General features: G+C 62.1%; 20 protein-coding genes. 3 read left to right on the forward strand and 17 right to left on the reverse strand.

The features are described from left to right. Positions 1 to 57: 57 nt before the first annotated feature. The 3 genes from ntrC to dusB are packed head-to-tail and all read right to left on the reverse strand — an operon-like array spanning position 58 to position 3,672. The gene (ntrC, locus tag TM49_RS16530) at positions 58 to 1,515 is read right to left on the reverse strand and encodes a nitrogen regulation protein NR(I) (protein WP_045682892.1); all 1,458 of its coding nucleotides are present in this window, start codon (positions 1,513 to 1,515) and stop codon (positions 58 to 60) included. A 1-nt stretch (position 1,516) separates the two neighbouring features. Further along, a complete protein-coding gene (locus tag TM49_RS16535) occupies positions 1,517 to 2,659 on the reverse strand; it encodes a two-component system sensor histidine kinase NtrB (RefSeq protein WP_045682893.1) in 1,143 nt (380 codons plus the stop codon). Further along, positions 2,656 to 3,672 (reverse strand): tRNA dihydrouridine synthase DusB, encoded by a 1,017-nt coding sequence (gene dusB / locus TM49_RS16540; protein ID WP_045682895.1) that lies wholly within the window; start codon positions 3,670 to 3,672, stop codon positions 2,656 to 2,658. Before dusB ends, TM49_RS16535 begins: the two co-directional genes overlap by 4 nt. A gap of 145 nt (positions 3,673 to 3,817) precedes the next feature. On the opposite strand from dusB, the gene TM49_RS16545 reads away from it, so the two are divergent. Together TM49_RS16545 and TM49_RS16550 are read left to right on the forward strand one after the other, a co-directional pair. Continuing rightward, positions 3,818 to 5,020, forward strand: coding sequence for a bifunctional 2-C-methyl-D-erythritol 4-phosphate cytidylyltransferase/2-C-methyl-D-erythritol 2,4-cyclodiphosphate synthase (locus tag TM49_RS16545; RefSeq protein WP_045682897.1), 1,203 nt, complete (start codon positions 3,818 to 3,820; stop codon positions 5,018 to 5,020). Further along, entirely contained in the window at positions 5,017 to 5,517 is a 501-nt protein-coding gene (locus TM49_RS16550; RefSeq protein ID WP_045682898.1) for a CinA family protein, read from the forward strand. Before TM49_RS16545 ends, TM49_RS16550 begins: the two co-directional genes overlap by 4 nt. Here TM49_RS16550 and TM49_RS16555 read toward each other — a convergent pair. The 13 genes from TM49_RS16555 to TM49_RS16615 all read right to left on the reverse strand — a co-directional run bounded on the left by TM49_RS16555 (position 5,508) and on the right by TM49_RS16615 (position 17,585). Further along, complete coding sequence (locus TM49_RS16555; RefSeq protein WP_045682900.1) at positions 5,508 to 5,954, reverse strand: type II toxin-antitoxin system RatA family toxin; 447 nt, start codon at positions 5,952 to 5,954, stop codon at positions 5,508 to 5,510. The two genes, TM49_RS16550 and TM49_RS16555, sit on opposite strands and share 10 nt — an antisense overlap. Positions 5,955 to 5,963: 9 nt before the next feature. Beyond that, the gene (locus TM49_RS16560) at positions 5,964 to 6,527 is read right to left on the reverse strand and encodes a P-loop NTPase family protein (protein WP_045682902.1); all 564 of its coding nucleotides are present in this window, start codon (positions 6,525 to 6,527) and stop codon (positions 5,964 to 5,966) included. Between the two features lie 305 nt (positions 6,528 to 6,832). Further along, positions 6,833 to 7,804: a lipoyl synthase gene (lipA, locus tag TM49_RS16565; protein ID WP_045682904.1), complete on the reverse strand. Its 972-nt coding sequence runs from the start codon at positions 7,802 to 7,804 to the stop codon at positions 6,833 to 6,835. Positions 7,805 to 7,867: 63 nt separating this feature from the next. Continuing rightward, the gene (locus tag TM49_RS16570) at positions 7,868 to 8,119 is read right to left on the reverse strand and encodes a GlsB/YeaQ/YmgE family stress response membrane protein (protein ID WP_045682906.1); all 252 of its coding nucleotides are present in this window, start codon (positions 8,117 to 8,119) and stop codon (positions 7,868 to 7,870) included. A gap of 67 nt (positions 8,120 to 8,186) precedes the next feature. Next, positions 8,187 to 9,632: a dihydrolipoyl dehydrogenase gene (gene lpdA / locus TM49_RS16575; protein ID WP_045685372.1), complete on the reverse strand. Its 1,446-nt coding sequence runs from the start codon at positions 9,630 to 9,632 to the stop codon at positions 8,187 to 8,189. A 64-nt stretch (positions 9,633 to 9,696) separates the two neighbouring features. Further along, the gene (locus TM49_RS16580; protein ID WP_045682908.1) at positions 9,697 to 9,933 is read right to left on the reverse strand and encodes an HP1242/YdcH family protein; all 237 of its coding nucleotides are present in this window, start codon (positions 9,931 to 9,933) and stop codon (positions 9,697 to 9,699) included. An 86-nt stretch (positions 9,934 to 10,019) separates the two neighbouring features. Beyond that, complete coding sequence (locus tag TM49_RS16585) at positions 10,020 to 10,658, reverse strand: SGNH/GDSL hydrolase family protein (protein ID WP_045682911.1); 639 nt, start codon at positions 10,656 to 10,658, stop codon at positions 10,020 to 10,022. Positions 10,659 to 10,675: 17 nt separating this feature from the next. Beyond that, positions 10,676 to 12,055: a pyruvate dehydrogenase complex dihydrolipoamide acetyltransferase gene (locus tag TM49_RS16590; RefSeq protein ID WP_045682913.1), complete on the reverse strand. Its 1,380-nt coding sequence runs from the start codon at positions 12,053 to 12,055 to the stop codon at positions 10,676 to 10,678. Positions 12,056 to 12,067: 12 nt separating this feature from the next. After that, positions 12,068 to 13,453 carry a pyruvate dehydrogenase complex E1 component subunit beta gene (locus tag TM49_RS16595; RefSeq protein WP_045682915.1) on the reverse strand — a complete coding sequence of 462 codons (1,386 nt, stop codon included), beginning with the start codon at positions 13,451 to 13,453 and terminating at the stop codon, positions 12,068 to 12,070. Between the two features lie 16 nt (positions 13,454 to 13,469). Then, a complete protein-coding gene (pdhA, locus tag TM49_RS16600) occupies positions 13,470 to 14,492 on the reverse strand; it encodes a pyruvate dehydrogenase (acetyl-transferring) E1 component subunit alpha (RefSeq protein WP_045682917.1) in 1,023 nt (340 codons plus the stop codon). Between the two features lie 149 nt (positions 14,493 to 14,641). Then, positions 14,642 to 14,959, reverse strand: a complete 318-nt coding sequence (locus TM49_RS16605) for an FtsB family cell division protein (protein ID WP_045682919.1) — start codon at positions 14,957 to 14,959, stop codon at positions 14,642 to 14,644. A 185-nt stretch (positions 14,960 to 15,144) separates the two neighbouring features. Continuing rightward, entirely contained in the window at positions 15,145 to 16,524 is a 1,380-nt protein-coding gene (locus tag TM49_RS16610; RefSeq protein ID WP_045682921.1) for a class II 3-deoxy-7-phosphoheptulonate synthase, read from the reverse strand. 155 nt (positions 16,525 to 16,679) lie between these two features. Next, positions 16,680 to 17,585, reverse strand: a complete 906-nt coding sequence (locus tag TM49_RS16615) for a LysR family transcriptional regulator (protein WP_045682922.1) — start codon at positions 17,583 to 17,585, stop codon at positions 16,680 to 16,682. Positions 17,586 to 17,732: 147 nt separating this feature from the next. Between TM49_RS16615 and TM49_RS23680 the strand changes: the two genes are divergently transcribed. Further along, positions 17,733 to 17,888: a hypothetical protein gene (locus tag TM49_RS23680; RefSeq protein WP_158498652.1), complete on the forward strand. Its 156-nt coding sequence runs from the start codon at positions 17,733 to 17,735 to the stop codon at positions 17,886 to 17,888. On the opposite strand, the gene gor is transcribed toward TM49_RS23680, so the two are convergent. Beyond that, positions 17,885 to 19,273 carry a glutathione-disulfide reductase gene (gene gor / locus TM49_RS16620; RefSeq protein WP_045682924.1) on the reverse strand — a complete coding sequence of 463 codons (1,389 nt, stop codon included), beginning with the start codon at positions 19,271 to 19,273 and terminating at the stop codon, positions 17,885 to 17,887. The two genes, TM49_RS23680 and gor, sit on opposite strands and share 4 nt — an antisense overlap. Positions 19,274 to 19,286: the final 13 nt, after the last annotated feature.

The following is a 19,286-nucleotide window of genomic DNA, read 5'->3' on the forward strand; positions in this document are numbered from 1 at the left end:
AAAGTAGATAGAGAATTGTGATTTCAATTCGCTACAGGGGTCGATTGAAGCAGAACATCAGTTCGCCGATCCCCGTGAACTGCGATAGACCGAGACGCCGAGTTCGCGAATCTTCTTGCGCAGCGTGTTGCGGTTCAATCCAAGAAGATCGGCAGCACGGATCTGATTGCCGCGCGTCGCCGTCAGTGCCGCGAGAATCAGCGGGTACTCGACCTCGTTCAGAACTCGCTCGTAGAGGCCGGGCGGCGGCAGGCTCTCGCCGAAACCGGCGAAATAGCTGCGCATGTTCTCCTCGACGGCCTGGGCGATCGTCGGCATGCCATTGCGCACCGTGGCCCCTTCGGCGGGCGCCTCCGGCTGGTCGGCCTGGAGTTCCTGCTCGACGATCTCGCGGGTGATGACCTCCTGCGGATAGAGCGCCATCAGCCGGCGCACGAGGTTTTCAAGCTCGCGGACATTGCCGGGCCAGGGATAGGCCTTCATCGCATCGAGCGCCTGCTGCTCAAAGCGCTTGCCGCCGAGCCCCTCGACCTCGCCCTCGTTGACGAAGTGCCGCACCAGATCGCCGATGTCCTCGGCACGCTCGCGCAGCGGCGGCAGGCGCAGCGGCACGACGTTGAGGCGATAGTAGAGATCCTCGCGGAACAGGCCCTGGTTGATCGACTGCTTGAGATCCTTGTTGGTGGCGGCAACGATGCGCACATCGGTGCGGATCGGCGTGCGGCCACCGACGGTTGTGTACTCGCCCTGCTGCAGCACGCGCAGCAGCCGGGTCTGGGCATCCATCGGCATGTCGCCGATTTCGTCGAGGAACAGCGTTCCGCCCTCAGCCTGTTCGAAGCGGCCGGAGGAGCGGGTCTGGGCACCGGTAAAGGCGCCCTTCTCATGACCGAACAGTTCGGATTCGATCAGGTCACGCGGAATAGCGGCCATGTTGATGGCAACGAAAGGACCGTTGCGGCGCTTGCCGTAGTCATGCAGCGCGCGCGCCACCAGTTCCTTGCCGGTACCGGATTCGCCGGTGATCATCAGCGTCAGATCGGTCTGCATCAGGCGAGCGAGGACGCGGTAGATTTCCTGCATTGCGGCGGAGCGGCCGACAAGCGGCATGCCATCCTGCATGTCGTCGCCAAGCGGCGCCGGCTTGCGCTTCGGCTCCGAAAGCGCCCGGCCGACGATGGCGATCAGTTCGGTCAGATCGAAGGGCTTCGGCAGGTAATCGTAGGCGCCCTTCTCCGACGCACGCACCGCCGTCATGAAGGTGTTCTGCGCGCTCATGACGATAACGGGCAACTCGGGCCGCGACTTCTTGATGCGCGGCAGAAGGTCGAACGCATTTTCGTCCGGCATGACCACGTCGGTCAGCACCAGATCGCCCTCGCCGGCCGAAACCCAGCGCCACAGCGTGGCGGCGTTCGAGGTGATGCGGACATCGTAACCCGCCCGGCTCAGCGCCTGGTTCAGCACCGTGCGGATGGCGGCATCGTCGTCGGCGACAAGAATGGTAGCTGTCATCTTAGTCTTTTCCTGTCTTCTGGCCGTCGGGTTCTACCGGCAGCGGCAGAACGTCCTTCGAAACCGGCATGAGAATGCGGAATGTGGTGCGTCCGCTCATGTTTTCGCACTCGATGATGCCGCCATGGGCTCCGATGATCTTCGCGACCAGCGCCAGGCCGAGGCCCGTGCCGTTGGTCTTGGTGGTAATGAACGGATCAAAGAGGTGCGGCATCAGGTCCGGCGGAACGCCCGGCCCGTTGTCCTGCACGCAGAACTCGAGCGGCAGGGAGATTTTTTCCCGCGTGCCGGCAACCGACATGCGGATGCCGGGACGATAGGCGGAGGTGAGGAAGATCTCGGCGTCCGGCCGGTCGGCGACCGCTTCGCAGGCATTCTTCACCAGATTGAGGAAGACCTGCACCATCTGGTCGCGGTTGGCGAAGATCAGCGGCAGCGAGGGGTCGTATTCCTCGGTGATCTTGATGTCGCGGGCAAAGCCGGCCTTGGCGATCGCCTTCACATGGTCGAGCACGGAGTGGATGTTGAGCGGCACACGATCAATCGGCCGCTCGTCGGAGAACACTTCCATACGATCAACGAGCGAAACGATGCGGTCGCTCTCATCACAGATCAGCCGCGTCAGCGCCCGGTCGTCGTCGCTGGCATTGGTTTCGAGGAGCTGGGCGGCCCCACGAATGCCGGAAAGCGGGTTCTTGATCTCATGGGCCAGCATCGATGCCAATCCCGTCACCGAACGGGCTGCGGCACGGTGCACGAGCTGGCGGTCGATCTTGTCGGCCATAGAGCGGACCTGGAAGACCAGCACGACGGCCCCTTCTTCACCCACCGGCGCGACGTAGATGTCGACGAGTTTCTCCTGGCCGAGCTTTGGCGAGGACAGGTCGACGCGATATTCGTTGACCGGCGCCTGACGTTCGCGCACCTGCGCGATGAGCGCCAGAAGCGGGCTGTCGAACGGGATGAAATCGGAGAGCACGCGGCGCGAAAGATGCGCGGCACTGGCGCCGAAGAACACTTCGGCCTCCCAGTTGGCATAGGAAATATGCCCGCTCTCCTCCACCAGCACGACCGGGTTCTGGATTGCGTTCAGAACCTCGATGGCAACGCCATCGGCGGATCTGCCACCCTGCGACGGTTTCATGCTGCCTTCCTTTCTTCGCCTGCGCCTTCGAGCAGACGCTCCAGCCGGGCAAGAACAAAGGCGGGATCGCGCGCCGTCATGATCTCGGCCTTGGCTGCGGCGGGCGCATCGGCGACAAGCCGGTCGATATACCAGCCGAGATGTTTGCGGGCGTGACGCACGCCCACGTCGGTTCCGTAGAAGGAAAGCATGTCCTGATAATGCTCCAGAACGATTGCGTTGATGTCTGCGCGGGTGGGCTCAACGGCGCCGGCAAGGACGCCGGCATGCCAGGGCCGGCCCTGCGTTGCCCGGCCCGTCATCACCGCCGTCACGCCGGGACGGGCCAGGAGATTGGCGGCATCCGCGCGGGTTTCGATATCGCCATTGGCGATGAAGGGGACGGAGACCTCAGCCGCGACGCGTGCGACCGCGTCCCAATCGGCGCGACCGGTGTAGAACTGCATGCGGGTGCGGCCGTGGACGGTGATCGCCTGAACGCCGGCATCCTCCGCCCGCTTCGCGAGTTCGGCCGCGTTCAGGCTGTCATGATCCCAGCCGAGCCGCATCTTCACAGTGACCGGCACCTTCACGGCGGAGACCGTTGCCGCGATGATGGCGAGCGCCGTCTCCGGTTCGCGCATCAGCGCCGAGCCGGTATAGCCACCGACCACCTTCTTGGCGGGGCAGCCCATATTGATGTCGATGATGTCAGCCCCGTTCGCCTCGGCGATGCGGGCGGCTTCGGCCATGAAATGCGGATCGCGGCCGGCAAGCTGGACCATATGCGGCCTCAGCCCGGCGCTCTTCAGCCGCGCCCAGCTTTCGGCCGTGTTGAAGGTCAGTTCGCGGCTGGCAATCATCTCGGTGACGACAAGGCCTGCGCCATAACGCCAGGCTAGCTTGCGGAACGGAAGATCGGTGACGCCGGACATCGGCGCCAGCACAACCCGGTTGCGCAGCTTGACATTGCCGATTTCGAAAGAATCCGATGGATTGGGAACTGGCAAATGACTATCTTTCATGCAGCGCATCACACTGCCCTATTTTTAGACAAGTCCCTACCCTTTGCCAAGCCATTTCGCCTATCCTTCACAAAATTTAGGCAAATGCTGGAAAATTGGTGCAAGGCGGGTAAGGTCGCGCCATCGGGAATCATACTGGGGCTCTTAACCGGTTATGTCAGCAAACGAAAGCTTCAATCCAGGCGTTGTCATCGTGGCCGCGGGCCGCGGCGAACGCGCCAGTGCGCCGGAGGAAGGGCCGAAGCAATACCGCCCCATCGGCGGTCGACCGGTCATCGCCCACACGCTTTCGGTGTTTGCCGAATGGGGCGGCGCCACGGCCGGCGTGGTCGCCGTGATCCATCCGGACGATGAGGCGCTGTTTGCGGCTGCCGTACCCGAGAATGCCGGCATCCGCATCGTCCATGGCGGGACGACGCGCCAGCAGTCTGTGCTGAACGGGCTGGAGGCGCTCGCCGAACGCAACCCCAGCCATGTCCTCATTCACGACGCGGTGCGTCCCTTCTTCGACGTTGCGCTGCTGGAACGCGTCTGTGACGGGCTGAGAGCCGGCAGCGATGCGATCCTGCCGGCCATCGCGGTTGCCGACACGTTGAAAAAGGCGGATACCGATCACATCGTCACCGAAACCGTGGCGCGCAGCGGTCTCTTTGCCGCACAGACGCCGCAGGCCTTTGCCTTTGCGCCCATTCTTGCGGCCCATCGCAGCGCCGCCGCCAGCGGCCACGCTGACTTTACCGACGACGCCGGCATTGCCGAGTGGGCGGGCATTCCGGTGAAGCTGGTCGACGGGCTCGCCGACAATGTCAAACTTACCTACCGACGGGACATCGCCATGGCCGATGAAAAGCTCACCCGCCCTGCCCTGCCGGATATCCGCACCGGCAACGGCTATGACGTCCACAAGCTGGTGCCGGGCGACGGCGTGACGCTTTGCGGGGTGTTCATGCCGCATGATATGGCACTTTCCGGCCATTCCGATGCCGATGTCGCCTTTCACGCGCTCACCGATGCCCTGCTCGCCACCTGCGGCGAAGGCGATATTGGTGATCACTTTCCGCCATCGGATCCGCAGTGGCGCGGCGCGGCCTCCAGCATCTTCCTGAAACACGCCGCAAAGATCGTCCATGACAAGGGCGGCGTCATTCTCAATGCCGATGTCAGCCTGATCGCGGAAGCGCCGAAGGTCGGGCCGCACCGCCTTGCCATGCGCCAGAACATTGCCGATTGCCTCGGGATCACGCTCGATCGCGCCTCGGTGAAGGCGACCACCAACGAAACCATCGGCTTTGTCGGCCGCCGCGAAGGCATCGCCGCCATCGCCACCGCCAGCGTCAGCTACGGGAAAATGACATGAGCATACTGGATGACGACCTCGCCGAACGCGCGCGCACGCTGATCGCACACTGCACCGAAACCGGCCAGATGATTGCCACTGCAGAGAGCTGCACCGGCGGGCTGATCGCCGCGGTGCTGACCGAGATCTCGGGGTCTTCGGCCGTGGTCGACCGCGGCTTCGTCACCTATTCCAATGAAGCGAAGATGGACATGCTGGGCGTCGACCCGGCCATTCTCGAAGAATATGGCGCCGTATCGCGCGAAACCGCTCTACAGATGGCGGCCGGCGCGCTGTGGCGTTCGAATGCCTATCTCTCCGTCGCCGTGACCGGCATTGCCGGCCCGACGGGCGGCAGCCCAGAAAAGCCCGTCGGCCTCGTCCACCTTGCCGCACGCGACCGTGCCGGTCGCCTGCACCATATCGAAAGCCGCTATGGCGACATCGGCCGCGCCGCCATTCGCCGCGCGACGGTGCGCACGGCGCTCGGCATGCTCGAAGGCCTCGCTCACGCGTAGATTTCGTCGGCGCGCTTTTCGAAGGCTTCGGCGAACTTGCGGAAAGCGCGATCGAACATCGAGCCCATCATGGCGCCGAGGATGCGGTTCTTGAATTCATAGTTGATGTAGAATTCGATCGTGCAGGCCTTGTCGCCATCGGGGCGGAAGCGCCAGCGGTTGTCGAGGAAGCGGAACGGGCCGTCGACATATTTGACGTCGATGGCATGCTCTTCCTCGTTCAGCAGAACCTGGGTGGTGAAGCTCTCGCGGATGCCCTTGTAGCCGACGGTCATGTCGGCGATCAGCAGGGTCTTGCCCTCGTTCTCGCGCTTCGAGCGCACGATGAGTGAATCGCAAAGCGGCACGAATTCGGGATAGCGCTCGACATCGGCGACGAGATCGAACATCCGCTCAGCGGAGTGGTTGACGTGTCGTGTGGTCTGAAACTCTGGCATGGTTCTGAGCTAATGTTCCTCGGCGCAAAGCGCAAGCAATTCATTGACCGCGCGGTGTGATTTCAAAAGGCAGACGGGCAGGTCCGCGCCATTCTCCTCCACCATCCGCTCCATTTTGGGCAGAGTCCTGCGGTTGAAGTTCCAGATATAGCGCAGGAAGTCGAGGTCAATGCGCTCCGGGCAACCAGGCGCCATGTCGGGCCGCACCCGGCCATAGGAGGTGGGGATGCGCTTCAGGGCGCCCCAGAGGCTGACCCGTCGTGGCGGAACAAGCCAAAGGATGAGGTCGGCGCGGGCCATCCGCGGCGGCATGGTTTCGGTGTTGTTGCCGTCAAAGATCCAGGTTTCGCCTTGCGAAAACCTCTCGACGAGGGCCCTGATCTCGGCCTTGTCGCGTATCACCCAGCCAGGAAGCCAGAAGACATCGCGATCCATGGAAATGTGAGGAAGGCCGAAACGTTCGGAGAGTTTTCGCGACAGCGTCGACTTGCCGCTGCCCGAGCAACCGAGCACCATCACCCGCCGCGCCGTCTTCAGCCGCGCGGCTGCTTCCGCGATGTCGATACGGTTCATGAAACGCCCCCTCCTCCGAGAACCGGAGCGGGGGTCTTTAGCGGTTGTCGCGGCGCGAATCAACCGCTCGCTCTGAGCGGGAATGCGCGCTCGGAGCGTTGAGAACGCCTGCCCCTCGCTCCGCCGTCATGCTCGGGCCTGTCCCGAGCATCCAAGCACGCATCAACGCGACAGGCGTATCGGACGAAACATCGTATAAAATAAGGCACACCGACGACCGCCAGCTCCGCTCGTGCTGGAAGGTGGTTAGATCCTCGGGACAAGCCCGAGGATGACGCCCGTCGAAACGGTGGAGTTGGCGATGTTTACTCGGCCGCCATCGCCAGCTTCTTCGCGCGGTTTTCGCGCAGCTGGGCAAAGTCCTCGCCGGCGTGGTGGGACGAGCGGGTCAGCGGGCTTGCCGAGACTTTCAGGAAGCCCTTGGTGTAAGCAACCGTCTCGTAGGACTTGAACTCGTCCGGCGTGACGAAGTTGACCACGCGGTGGTGCTTGCGCGTTGGCTGCAGGTACTGACCGATGGTCAGGAAGTCGACATCGGCGGTGCGCAGGTCGTCCATCAGCTGGAGCACTTCGTTGCGTTCCTCGCCGAGGCCGACCATGATGCCCGACTTGGTGAACATGTTCGGGTCGAGTTCCTTGACCCGCTGCAGAAGCCGGATCGAATGGAAATAGCGGGCGCCCGGACGCACCGTCAGGTAGTTCGACGGCACGGTTTCCAAATTGTGGTTGAAGACGTCCGGACGAGCCGCAACAACACGCTCCAGCGCGCCGGGCTTGCGCAGGAAGTCGGGCGTCAGCACCTCGATCGTGGTCGAGGGCGATGCCGCGCGGATGGCGTAGATCACCTTCTCGAAATGTTCAGCGCCACCATCTGCCAGGTCATCGCGGTCAACGGAGGTGATGACGACGTGCTGCAGACCCATCTGGCTGACAGCCTTGCCGATGTTTTCCGGTTCGTTCTGATCGAGCGCACCGGGCTTGCCGGTCGAGACGTTGCAGAAGGCGCAGGCGCGGGTGCAGATCTCGCCCATGATCATGAACGAGGCATGCTTCTTGTCCCAGCATTCGCCGACATTCGGACAGCCTGCTTCCTCGCAGACCGTGACCAGTTTGTTTTCCCGCACGATGCCGCGGGTTTCCTGGTAGCCGCGCGAAACCGGCGCCTTGACGCGGATCCAGTCCGGCTTGCGCAGGACCTCCGTATCGGGCCTGTGGGCTTTTTCGGGATGGCGCACCCGCTTGGATGCGTCGCCTGTCGTATCAAGAAGCGTAACCATCTGCCTGTCCTTGCGGACGGCCGACCCCTCTCCGGTCGGCAGTCCACTTGTTGTTTATGAGTTTCAGCGCCGGATCAGACGTCCGACCCAGATCAGGATCACAGCGCCGATGAAGCCGGCGATGAGGTAGCCGAGCCAGCCGCCCAGCACAATGCCGAAAACGCCGAGGATGGCGTTGGCAACAATGGCGCCGACGATACCGAGGATGATGTTCATGAATACGCCCATGTCGGACTTCATGAACTTTTCGGCGAGCCAGCCGGCGATGCCGCCGATGATGATGGCTGCAATCCAGCCTACACCCTGTTCTTCCATGTGATGTGTCTCCCTGCACTTCAGTTAGGGCACGGGCAATATTGCCCGCGCACCGACCATAGAGGAATCAGGCGTTCAGTGCACGCCCATAAGCATCGAGCACACTTTCCTTCATCATTTCCGACAGCGTCGGATGCGGGAAGATCGTGTGCATCAGCTCTTCCTCGGTGGTCTCGAGGTTCATGGCCACGACAAAACCCTCGATCAGCTCGGTGACTTCAGCGCCGACCATATGGGCGCCGAGCAGCTCGCCCGTCTTCTTGTCGAAGACGGTCTTGACCATGCCCTGGTCCTCACCGAGTGCAACGGCCTTGCCGTTGGCAACGAAGTTGAAGCGGCCGACGCGCACGTCATAGCCGACTTCCTTGGCCTTGGCCTCGGTGAGACCGACGGAAGCGACCTGCGGGTTGCAGTAGGTGCAGCCCGGAACCTTGCGCTTGTCGAGCGGATGGACGCCCTTCTGGCCGGCCAGTTTTTCGACGCAGATGACGGCCTCATGCTCCGCCTTGTGGGCTAGCATCGGTGGGCCGGCGACGTCGCCAATCGCATAGATGCCCTCGACATTGGTCTTGCAGTAGTCGTCAATGACGATGCAGCCGCGATCCGTCTTGATGCCGAGCTTTTCAAGGCCGATGTTTTCGATGTTGCCCTGGACGCCGACGGCCGAAATCATCCGGTCGGCGGTGATCTTCTCGACCTTGCCGTCCTTGGTCTCGACATGGGCCGTGATCGAGTCGCTGCCCTTCTCGACCTTGGCAACCTTGGCTTCAAGCATGATCTTGATGCCGCGCTTCTCAAGCCGCTTCTGGGCGAAGGTGGCGATCTCGGTATCCTCGACCGGCATCACCTGCTTCATCACCTCGACCACCGTCACCTCGACACCGAGCGAACGGTAGAACGAAGCGAATTCGATACCGATGGCGCCGGAGCCCATGACCATCAGCGACTTCGGCAGCTTGGCCGGCTTCAGAGCATCGAAATAGGTCCAGATCAGCTTGCCGTCCGGCTCGATGCCAGGCAGAGCGCGCGGACGGGCGCCGGTGGCGACGATGATGTGCTTGGCCGTGTAGGTGCCGGCGCCGAGCGCGTTCTTGGGCTTCGGACCCTGCGGCTCGACGATCTTCTTCTTCGTCTCGGAAACGGAAACCTCGCCGGGCTTCGTGAGCGTGGCTTCGCCCCAGATCACGTCGACCTTGTTCTTCTTCATCAGGAAGGCAACGCCGGAATTCATCCGCTCGGCAATGCCGCGCGAACGCTTGACGATGGCCTCCAGATCAGCCTTGACCTGACCTTCGATGACCAGCCCGTATTCCTTGGCATGATTGGTGTTGTCCAGCACTTCTGCGGAGCGCAGCAGCGCCTTGGTCGGGATGCAGCCCCAGTTGGAGCAGATGCCGGCGAGGTGTTCGCGCTCGACGACGGCGGTCTTCAGACCAAGCTGGGCAGCGCGGATGGCGGCGATATAACCGCCGGGACCGGCGCCGATGACGAGGACATCATAGTTCTGAGACACGGGGCTCATCTCCTTTACGGGGAGCCGGGCGAAACCGCCCGGCCCGCTTGGGGGATGCCGGACCTCAGGTCATCAGCATCCCGTAGATTTCATCCTTCAGAACCATCCGGCGCTTGCGCATATCTTCCATATGCAGGTCGTCCGTCGGCTCGATTTTCGCCTCCGCGCGATGGATCGCGCGGTTTATCTCGTGATAGTCGTCGAAGAGCTTCGCAAAATGCGCATCCTCGACTTTCAGCCTGTGCATCTTCTCGGCAAATTCCGGGAATTCATCGGCCAGTTCGTGCGGCGTGTTTGACATTGGATATTTCCTCCACGTTGAGTTCATATCCAAAGCTAGCCGCCGGCCGTGATCACTCCTTGATTCCTGTCAAATGCACATCAAAACTAGAGCCCGAGCATCATCCGGACCATCGGCTCAACGCCGCGTCCGATCGCCCGGGTATTTTCGGCGTCGAGATGCACGCCATCCGCCGGGCTCGCCTTTGAAACAGAGGCGGCATCGAAAAAGCCGCAGCCGAATTCGTCGGCGAGCTCGCTGTAGAAGGTCGACAGCATCTGCGACTGCTCGACGATGCCCTTCAGGAAGCCCATGCCCGTGTCGTTGGCTGTCGGCACGGCGTGCGGCGGCGCAACGACAAGGATCTCCGGGACCTGATGGTCGAACGGATAAGGATGCGAACGTATGATCTCGATCAGCCGTTTCAAGCCGTTGCGGCTCGAAAACGCGCCGCCACCGGTCCATGGCTTCAGATCGTTGGTGCCGAGCATGATGATGACGAGGTCGATCGGCGTATGGCTCGCAAGGATCGTCGGCAGAAGCCTGGCGCCGTTGCGGTCCGCTGCCGCGGTGTGATCATCATAGGCCGTGGTGCGGCCGCCAAGCGCCTCGGGGAGAACGTAAACGCCCTCCCCCAGAGCCTTTTGCAGCACCATCGGCCAACGGTCCTCGTGGGCATGCCGGTTCTGTCCGATCGGGTCATGCCCGAAGGTCAGACTGTCGCCATAGCAAAGAACCGTCTTCATGGCCGTTCACTCCGTGATCAGACGAGCATCGACATCGGGCTTTCGATATAGCCCTTGAACGCGGCCAGAACTTCGGCAGCCAGCGCACCGTCCACGCAGCGGTGGTCGGTCGAAAGCGTCACCGACATGACCGTCGCGATCGTCAGTTCGTCGTTCTTGACCACCGGTCGCTTCTCGCCCGCGCCAACGGCGAGGATCGAGGCGTGCGGCGGGTTCACGACGGCGGCGAAGTCCTTGACGCCCATCATGCCCATGTTGGAAACAGCCGTCGTTCCGCCCTGATATTCGGCGGGCTTCAGCTTCTTTTCCTTGGCGCGCTTGCCCAAGTCCTTCATCTCGTTGGAGATGACGGAGAGCGGCTTTTCCTCGGCCTTGCGGATGATCGGGGTGATCAGACCGCCCGGGATCGAGACGGCAACGCCGACATCGACATGCTTGTGCACGACCATGTTGCTTTCCGTCCAGGAGACGTTAGCGGTCGGGACATCGCGGAGCGCAAGCGCCATGGCCTTGATGACCATGTCGTTGACCGAGAGCTTGTAGACCGGCTTATCGTCCTTGACCGGCGCAGCCTTGTTGAGCTGGCTGCGGAGTGCCAGAAGCGCGTCGAGCTCGCAGTCCACCGTCACATAGAAGTGCGGGATGGTCTGCTTGGATTCGACCAGACGCTTGGCGATCGTCTTGCGCATGCCGTCATGCGGCACAAGCTCGTAGGAGCCTTCCTCGAACAGCTTCAGCACGGCATCGTCGGATGCGGGCTTGGCGATCGGGGCGACATCCTCGGCCTTGGCGGCTTCCGGCTTGGCAGCGGGTGCAGCCTTGCCGACGCCCTCGCTCTGAGCCTTCTCGATATCGCGCTTGACGATGCGGCCATGCGGGCCGGAACCGGAAAGCGCCGTCAGGTCGAGACCGGCTTCCTTGGCGAGACGACGGGCGAGCGGCGAGGCGAAGATGCGCTCGCCATCGGCCTTCGGAACGGCCGGAGCCTTCGGTTCCGGAACCGGCGTATCGGAAGACGGAATGCCGCCCTTGGCGACTTTGTCGCCGGTGCTTTCGGAAGCGGGCTTTTCGGCCTTGGGCTCTTCCTTCGGGGCTTCGGACGTGGAAGGTGCGTCGCCGCCTTCGGCCGCCTTGGCGGCCTCGGCTGCATCCTCGCCTTCCTCGGCAAGGATCGCGATCAGGGCATTGACCGCAACACCTTCCGTGCCGGCGGGCACGACGATCTTGGCAACGGTGCCTTCATCGACGGCTTCGACTTCCATCGTCGCCTTGTCGGTTTCGATCTCGGCAATCACGTCGCCGGCCGAAATGCTGTCGCCTTCCTTGACCAGCCACTTGGAAAGATTGCCCTCTTCCATGGTCGGCGAAAGCGCCGGCATCGTAATCTTGATGGGCATCTATCGGCTCCCTTACTTGTAGCAGACGGCCTTGACCGCATCGATGACTTCACCAACGTTCGGCAAAGCGAGCTTTTCGAGGTTGGCGGCGTAGGGCATCGGAACGTCCTTACCGGCGATCGTCATGATCGGCGCATCGAGGTAATCGAAGGCCTGCTGCATGACGCGCGTGGCGATCTCGGTCCCGACGGAGGACTGCGGGAAGCCTTCCTCGACGGTGACCAGACGACCGGTCTTCTTCACCGATTCGACGATGGTGGGCAGATCCATCGGGCGGATGGTGCGCAGGTCGATGATCTCGACATCGATGCCTTCTTCGGCAAGCTTCTCGGCCGCTTCGATGGCATAGGTCATGCCGATGCCGAAGGAGACGAGCGTCGCATCCTTGCCCTTGCGGTGGATGCGGGCCTTGCCGATCGGCAGCACGAAATCATCGAGCTTCGGCACTTCGAACTTGTGACTGTAGAGGATTTCGTTTTCGAGGAAGATGATCGGGTTCGGATCGCGGATCGCAGCCTTCAGCAGGCCCTTGGCGTCGGCAGCCGTGTAAGGCATGACGACCTTGAGACCCGGAATGTGGCTGTACCAGGCGGCGTAGCACTGCGAATGCTGCGCTGCAACGCGAGCGGCAGCGCCGTTCGGGCCGCGGAACACGATCGAGCTCTCCATCTGGCCGCCGGACATGTAGTGCGTCTTGGCGGCGGAGTTGATGATCTGGTCCATCGCCTGCATGGCGAAGTTGAAGGTCATGAACTCGACGATCGGCTTCAGGCCGGCAAGTGCCGCACCGATGCCAACACCGGTAAAGCCATGCTCGGTGATCGGCGTGTCGACGACGCGCTTCGGACCGAACTCCTGCAGGAGACCCTGGGTGATCTTGTAGGCGCCCTGATACTCGGCGACTTCCTCGCCCATGACGAAGACATCGCCATCGGAGCGCATTTCTTCCGCCATGGCGTCACGCAGTGCTTCACGCACCGTCATCGTCACCATTTCCGTGCCTTCCGGAATATCCGGATCGGAAGCGACCTCCTCGGCCTTGGGCTCTGCCGGAACCGGCTTCGGATCGGCCTTGGGCTTTTCTTCCTCGGAGACTTCCGGGGCGGCCGCCTTCTCGGGGGCTGCGGCGGAAGCGTCGATATCGTCGGCGCTTTCGCCCTCTTCCAGGAGAACGGCGATCGGCGTGTTGACCTTGACGCCCTCGGAGCCCTCGGCAACGAGGATCTTTCCGATCGTGCCCTCGTCGACGGCTTCGACTTCCATCGTCGCCTTGTCGGTTTCGATCTCGGCGATCACGTCACCGGCGACGACACTGTCGCCTTCTTTCTTCAGCCACTTCGAAAGGTTACCCTCTTCCATCGTCGGAGAGAGGGCCGGCATGAGAATATTGGTAGGCATGTTATCCCTCCCCGTCTTAGCGCAGGATATCGGTGTAGAGCTCGGAAACATCCGGCTCCGGATCGGTCTGGGCGAAGTCGGCGGCATCGGAGATGATGGTGCGGACATCCTTGTCGACGGCCTTCAGCTCATCCTCGGTCGCCCACTTCCTGTCCAGAAGCCGCTGCCGGACCTGCTCGATCGGGTCATGCTCGGAGCGCATCTTCTGCACTTCGTCCTTGCTGCGATACTTCGCCGGATCGGACATCGAGTGACCGCGATAGCGATAGGTCTGCATATCGAGGATGATCGGTCCCTTGCCGGAACGGGCATAGCTCTCGGCCTCTTCGGCGGCGGCCATCACGGCGCGCACATCCATGCCGTCGACCTGGATGCCCGGAATGCCAAACGAGGCGCCGCGCTTGGAGAAGTCGGTTTCGGCGGACGAGCGCGACACCGAGGTGCCCATGGCATAACGGTTGTTCTCGATCACGAACACGACCGGCAGTTTCCAGAGCTGGGCCATGTTGTAGGTCTCGTAAACCTGGCCCTGGTTGGAAGCACCGTCTCCGTAATAGACGACGGAAACCTTGTCATCGCCGCGATACTGGTTGGCGAAGGCGAGGCCGGCGCCGAGCGGCACCTGCGCGCCGACGATACCGTGACCGCCGTAGAACGCCTTCTCCTTGGAGAACATGTGCATCGAGCCGCCCTTGCCCTTGGAATAACCGGACTGGCGACCGGTGAGCTCGGCCATGACACCGCGGGCTTCCATGCCGGTGGCAAGCATGTGGCCGTGGTCACGATAGCTGGTGATGATCTGGTCACCATCCTTCAGTGCCATCTGCATGCCGACAACGACAGCTTCCTGGCCGATGTAAAGGTGACAGAAACCGCCGATGAAGCCCATGCCATAAAGCTGGCCGGCTTTCTCTTCGAAACGGCGAATCATCAGCATTTCGCGGAGCGCATGCATTTCCTGATCGCGATCGAACTCGACGATCCGGCTGTTATCTTCTTTTTTTGGGGTTTTCCGTGAAGCGGACGCTTGCGACGCCATCAAGGCCTCCTTTTGAAGGAAAGACGTGGAATTGGCAGTCACAATAGGCAGTTTTGTGCGGCACGGCAATGCTAGATTTACCGCAATTCAATGTTAATTATAGTATTGATATATATCACGAAAATTGCAGTTAACGTGATTTCGGTTTATTAGAGGTTTCTGTCAAAAATAACGATTTCGTCGGGCTTCAGGAGGTTCAGCGCATAACGCGCCCGCTCATCCAGCGCATCCTTCATCAGCGAGCCGTCGGACAGTCGCTTGACGCGCTGCTCCAGCGCCTCGCGCTCGGCCACCAGCTTGTCGAGACGACGCTGGTTCAGCTCCTTGTGAGCCTCGAAACGCTTCGCAGCATTCAGGCCATAATCGCCGTGAATCGAATGATAGACAAAATAGCTGAGAAAGCACGCCGCGATAGCGGGAACGACCAGACGGCCGTAGATTCTCGATTTATGATGGCGGGTCCACATGGAGCGATCCGGAAAGCAACGCAATACACTTTCCCGACACTAGCGGGCGAACCTTAACCAAGGCTAAATCACGCTGCGACAAGCCTGTGAAACAGCGATGAAATTGCTATTTCTTGCATTAAAAGCATTGCGGGATCGGCCGTCATTCTGGACGACCGATCCCGCCTCATCTTCCGGAACAAAGATCAGCCGTTGATGGCGAGCTTCTTTTCCTCGTACGCCGTCTTCATCCGCTCGGCGAGCAGGAAGGCAAGTTCGAGCGCCTGATCGGCGTTGAGCCGCGGGTCGCAATGCGTGTGGTAACGGTCGTGCAGGTCCTCGCCGGTCAGCGCCCAGGCGCCGCCGGTGCACTCGGTCACGTCCTTGCCGGTCATCTCGATATGGATGCCGCCGGGATAGCTGCCCTCTGCGCGGTGGATCTGGAAGAAGCTCTCGACCTCCGACAGGATCCGTTCGAACGGCCTTGTCTTGTAGGAATTGAGCGTGATCGTGTTGCCATGCATCGGATCGCAGGACCAGACCACCTTCTTGCCCTCGCGCTCGACGGCACGGATCAGGCGCGGCAGGTGATCGGCGACCTTGTCGTGGCCGAAACGGCAGATCAGCGTCAGACGGCCGGCCTCGTTTTCCGGATTCAGCGCGTCGATCAGGCGTAGCAGATCGTCTTCGGCCAGCGACGGGCCGCATTTGAGACCGAGCGGGTTCTTGATGCCGCGGGCGTATTCGATATGGGCGTGATCGGCCTGGCGGGTGCGGTCGCCGATCCAGATCATGTGGCCCGACGTCGCATACCAGTCGCCGGAGGTCGAATCGACGCGGGTCAGCGCCTCCTCATAGCCAAGCAGCAGCGCCTCGTGGCTGGTGAAGAAATCGGTCTCCGACAGCGCATGATTGTTTTCCGCGCGAATGCCGATCGCGCGCATGAAAGACATCGTCTCCGACAGCCGGTCTGCGAGCGCCTGATAGCGTTCGCCCTGCGGGCTGTCCTTGACGAAACCGAGCATCCACTGATGCACATTCTCGAGGTTGGCATATCCGCCCATCGCGAAAGCGCGCAGAAGGTTCAGCGTCGCGGCCGACTGGCGGTAGGCCATCAGCTGGCGCTGCGGATCGGGAATGCGGGCTTCCTCGGTGAAATCGATGCCGTTGATGATGTCGCCGCGATAGCTCGGCAGCGTCACACCGTCGATCGTCTCGTTCGGGTTGGAGCGCGGCTTGGCGAACTGGCCGGCAATGCGGCCGACCTTGACCACCGGCTGCTGGGCGCCGAAGGTCAGCACCACCGCCATCTGCAGGAAGGCGCGGAAGAAATCGCGAATGGTGTCGGCGCCGTGCTCGGCAAAGCTTTCGGCGCAGTCCCCGCCCTGAAGCAGGAAGCCGCGGCCCTCGGCCACCTCGCCCAGCGCCCGCTTCAGGCGACGCGCCTCGCCGGCAAACACCAGCGGCGGATAGGTTGCGAGTGCGGCCTCGGCTTCGGCGAGCTTCGCCTGATCCGGATAGTCCGGGACCTGAAGGATGGGCTTCTTGCGCCAGCTTCCGGGGGTCCAGTTTTTCGCGCTATTCATCTGTCGTCACCTGTCCGGGAAACGCTGTCTTCACCACTTGGTTGAGGCAAACGCTCCAGCTTTTTGTTTTTTCATGCCCTTCCACGATCACAGACCGGGAATGGGCCAAAGCGCCCGGTTTTCGGCCGGCCCGCTTTACTCCCTTGTGCGCGCGCTTATAGACGTTTCTGGCTTTTTTGTATAGCCGCGAAGGCGGTGACGGGTGCAATGCCGCAAAGCCGCTGTTCGTGCTGCTTCAGCAGGGCCGCGATGCGATCCATCACCGTGCGAACCTCGCTCCGGTGGCGCTCGTCATCATGAGCAACGATGAAGACCGGATGCGTAACCTCGCCGATCACCCCGCCCTCCCGCTTCAGCCGCGGATCGGCATCGCCAAGATAGACCGGCAGGATGCCGCGTCCGGCGCCGTTGGCGATTAGCGATGGCATGAGTTCGCGATCGCTGGTCCAGGTGAAGATGCCGGCCTCATGATGCTCGAAGACGTATCGGTCGGCGGCCGTCCGCGCCATCTCCGTGCCGAGCGAAATCCACGGCAGGTCGTCACCGGGCGCGCTGGCTGCGGCACGGTAAATCGTATAGGCAAGCCGCCCGGCGGGGCGGACGGCGAGATTGCCACTCTTCGGCCGCTCGAACATCAGCGCGATATCCGTGCCCCTGCGGGAAAGCCCGGCGGGTTCTTCCAGCATGCTGCAGCAAAGTCGGTAGGGGTCTGAGACATCCCGCAAATGTCCGGCGTTTTCGGCGACGAAGGGGGCGAGCCAGCGTTCCGCAGCGGTCGTGACGATCGGCAGGGCGAAGGCATTTCCGTGCCATTCGGAAATACCATTGGCCACCGCCTGCATTGCCTTGACCCGCTCGAACAGGATCTCGCCATCATGGGCAAGCTGATAGCCCCTGTGGGAGCGCAGGAACAGCGTGCGCCCGAGCGTGCGTTCCAGCGCCAGCATGCGCCGGCCGATCGTCGGCGGGGAAATGCCGGTGCGCTGTGCGGCGCCCGCAAGCCCGCCGGTCTCCGCCACCACGTAAAAGAGCTGCAGGTCGTCCCAGCTTGCCTCGGCCATCGGCGTTCTCCGTATCAAACCCCGATTTTATACCGGCAAAGCAACCGCACAAGAAGCGTTCACGGATGAAAGAGGCGTTTCATCCGCGCGTCTACAGACAGGTTTCCCCCGCGCCTAACTTCCGGTCACGAAACCTGGAGAAAGACCATGCTTGACTGGATCACCCTGACCATCGTCGCCCGGCAGAACCGGCACCCGCGCCATCCCCTTGCAGATCCGCTGGAGGCGGAGGAGTGGCGCGGCCACCAATGGGCCGCAAACCTCTTCACCCGCCTTCTCAAGGGAAAGCGGAAAGGTGACTAGACCCGCTCGCCGTTCTTCACCCGATAGCTCGGCTGGTACATGGTCACCAGTTCCTCCGACGCTGTGGGGTGAACGGCCATGGTGCGATCGAAATCATCCTTCGTGCATCCGCCCTTCAGCGCGATACCCAGGAGCTGGGCCATTTCGCCGGCATCATGGCCGAGGATATGGGCGCCGACCACCTTGCGGTCGGCCGCATTGACGATCAGCTTCATCACCGTGCGCTCGTCGCGACCGGAAAGGGTCGCCTTCATCGGCCGGAACTTCGCGAGGTAAACCTCGAGCTCTTCATAGCGTTCGGCCGCGACATCCTCCGGCAGGCCAACCGTGCCGATTTCCGGCTGGGAGAACACAGCCGTCGCGATCAGGTCATGATCCGGCTTCGTCGGATTGTTCTTGTACTCGGTCTCGATGAAGCACATAGCCTCGTGGATCGCGACCGGGGTGAGCTGGACCCGGTCGGTGACATCGCCAAGTGCCCAGATGTAATCGACATTGGTGCGCGAGTAGTCGTCGACGACGATCGCGCCCTTCGCATCCAGCTCGACGCCAACCGATTCGAGACCGAGGCCCTTTGTGTTGGGTAGCCGCCCGAGCGCCATCATCACCTTGTCGACATTGAAGACGTCACCGTTGTGGGTCACCGCCTTCAGCCGGCCATCCGCTGCCTCGGCAACGTCAACGATCGTATCGCGGCAGACGACGCGGATACCCTTCTTTTCCATGGCTTCACGCAGGTTGGTGCGCATGTCCATGTCGAAGCCGCGGAGAATCTCCTCGCCGCGATAGATCAGCGTGGTCTCGACCCCGAGACCGGCAAAGATGTTGGCGAACTCGACGGCGATGTAGCCGCCGCCGGTGATCGCGATCGACTTCGGCAGTTCTTCCAGATGGAAGGCCTCGTTGGAGGAGATGCAGAGCTCGGATCCCGGCATTTCCGGGTGCGGATTGGGACGCCCGCCGACCGCGATCAGGATCTTCTCGGCTGTCACCTCCCGACCGGAGGAAAGCAGGCGCACGCGATGTTCGCCGGCAAGTTCGGCCCGGGTTTCCAGAATTTCCGCGCCGTTGTTCTCCAGGCCCTTGCGATAGAGCCCTTCGAGACGGGCAATCTCCTTGTCCTTGGCGGCGATCAGCGCCGGCCAGGAGAAGCTGCTTTCGCCAACCGTCCAGCCATAGCCTGCCGCGTCCTCGAAGTGTTCGGGATACTGCGAAGCATAGACGAAGAGCTTCTTCGGCACGCAACCGCGAATGACGCAGGTGCCGCCGAAGCGGTATTCCTCGGCGATAGCGACCTTTTTGCCCATGCTTGCGGCCAGGCGCGCGGCGCGCACACCGCCGGATCCGCCGCCGATCACGAAGAGGTCGTAGTCATACTGGGTCATGGGCGCGGTTCCT

It is taken from the genome of Martelella endophytica (assembly GCF_000960975.1).
Lineage (GTDB): Bacteria > Pseudomonadota > Alphaproteobacteria > Rhizobiales > Rhizobiaceae > Martelella > Martelella endophytica.

Excerpts from the sequence above, each read along its gene's own strand:
- lipA (WP_045682904.1), bottom strand. The coding sequence starts at position 7,804 with ATGGTTACGCTTCTTGATACGACAGGCGACGCATCCAAGCGGGTGCGC.
- TM49_RS16590 (WP_045682913.1), bottom strand. The coding sequence starts at position 12,055 with ATGCCCATCAAGATTACGATGCCGGCGCTTTCGCCGACCATGGAAGAG.
- TM49_RS16550 (WP_045682898.1), top strand. The coding sequence starts at position 5,017 with ATGAGCATACTGGATGACGACCTCGCCGAACGCGCGCGCACGCTGATC.
- TM49_RS16535 (WP_045682893.1), bottom strand. The coding sequence starts at position 2,659 with ATGAAACCGTCGCAGGGTGGCAGATCCGCCGATGGCGTTGCCATCGAG.
- pdhA (WP_045682917.1), bottom strand. The coding sequence starts at position 14,492 with ATGGCGTCGCAAGCGTCCGCTTCACGGAAAACCCCAAAAAAAGAAGAT.
- TM49_RS16545 (WP_045682897.1), top strand. The coding sequence starts at position 3,818 with ATGTCAGCAAACGAAAGCTTCAATCCAGGCGTTGTCATCGTGGCCGCG.
- TM49_RS16580 (WP_045682908.1), bottom strand. The coding sequence starts at position 9,933 with ATGTCAAACACGCCGCACGAACTGGCCGATGAATTCCCGGAATTTGCC.
- TM49_RS16585 (WP_045682911.1), bottom strand. The coding sequence starts at position 10,658 with ATGAAGACGGTTCTTTGCTATGGCGACAGTCTGACCTTCGGGCATGAC.
- TM49_RS16595 (WP_045682915.1), bottom strand. The coding sequence starts at position 13,453 with ATGCCTACCAATATTCTCATGCCGGCCCTCTCTCCGACGATGGAAGAG.
- TM49_RS16555 (WP_045682900.1), bottom strand. The coding sequence starts at position 5,954 with ATGCCAGAGTTTCAGACCACACGACACGTCAACCACTCCGCTGAGCGG.
- TM49_RS16605 (WP_045682919.1), bottom strand. The coding sequence starts at position 14,959 with ATGTGGACCCGCCATCATAAATCGAGAATCTACGGCCGTCTGGTCGTT.
- ntrC (WP_045682892.1), bottom strand. The coding sequence starts at position 1,515 with ATGACAGCTACCATTCTTGTCGCCGACGACGATGCCGCCATCCGCACG.
- dusB (WP_045682895.1), bottom strand. The coding sequence starts at position 3,672 with ATGCGCTGCATGAAAGATAGTCATTTGCCAGTTCCCAATCCATCGGAT.
- TM49_RS23680 (WP_158498652.1), top strand. The coding sequence starts at position 17,733 with ATGCTTGACTGGATCACCCTGACCATCGTCGCCCGGCAGAACCGGCAC.
- TM49_RS16570 (WP_045682906.1), bottom strand. The coding sequence starts at position 8,119 with ATGGAAGAACAGGGTGTAGGCTGGATTGCAGCCATCATCATCGGCGGC.
- gor (WP_045682924.1), bottom strand. The coding sequence starts at position 19,273 with ATGACCCAGTATGACTACGACCTCTTCGTGATCGGCGGCGGATCCGGC.
- TM49_RS16560 (WP_045682902.1), bottom strand. The coding sequence starts at position 6,527 with ATGAACCGTATCGACATCGCGGAAGCAGCCGCGCGGCTGAAGACGGCG.
- TM49_RS16615 (WP_045682922.1), bottom strand. The coding sequence starts at position 17,585 with ATGGCCGAGGCAAGCTGGGACGACCTGCAGCTCTTTTACGTGGTGGCG.
- TM49_RS16610 (WP_045682921.1), bottom strand. The coding sequence starts at position 16,524 with ATGAATAGCGCGAAAAACTGGACCCCCGGAAGCTGGCGCAAGAAGCCC.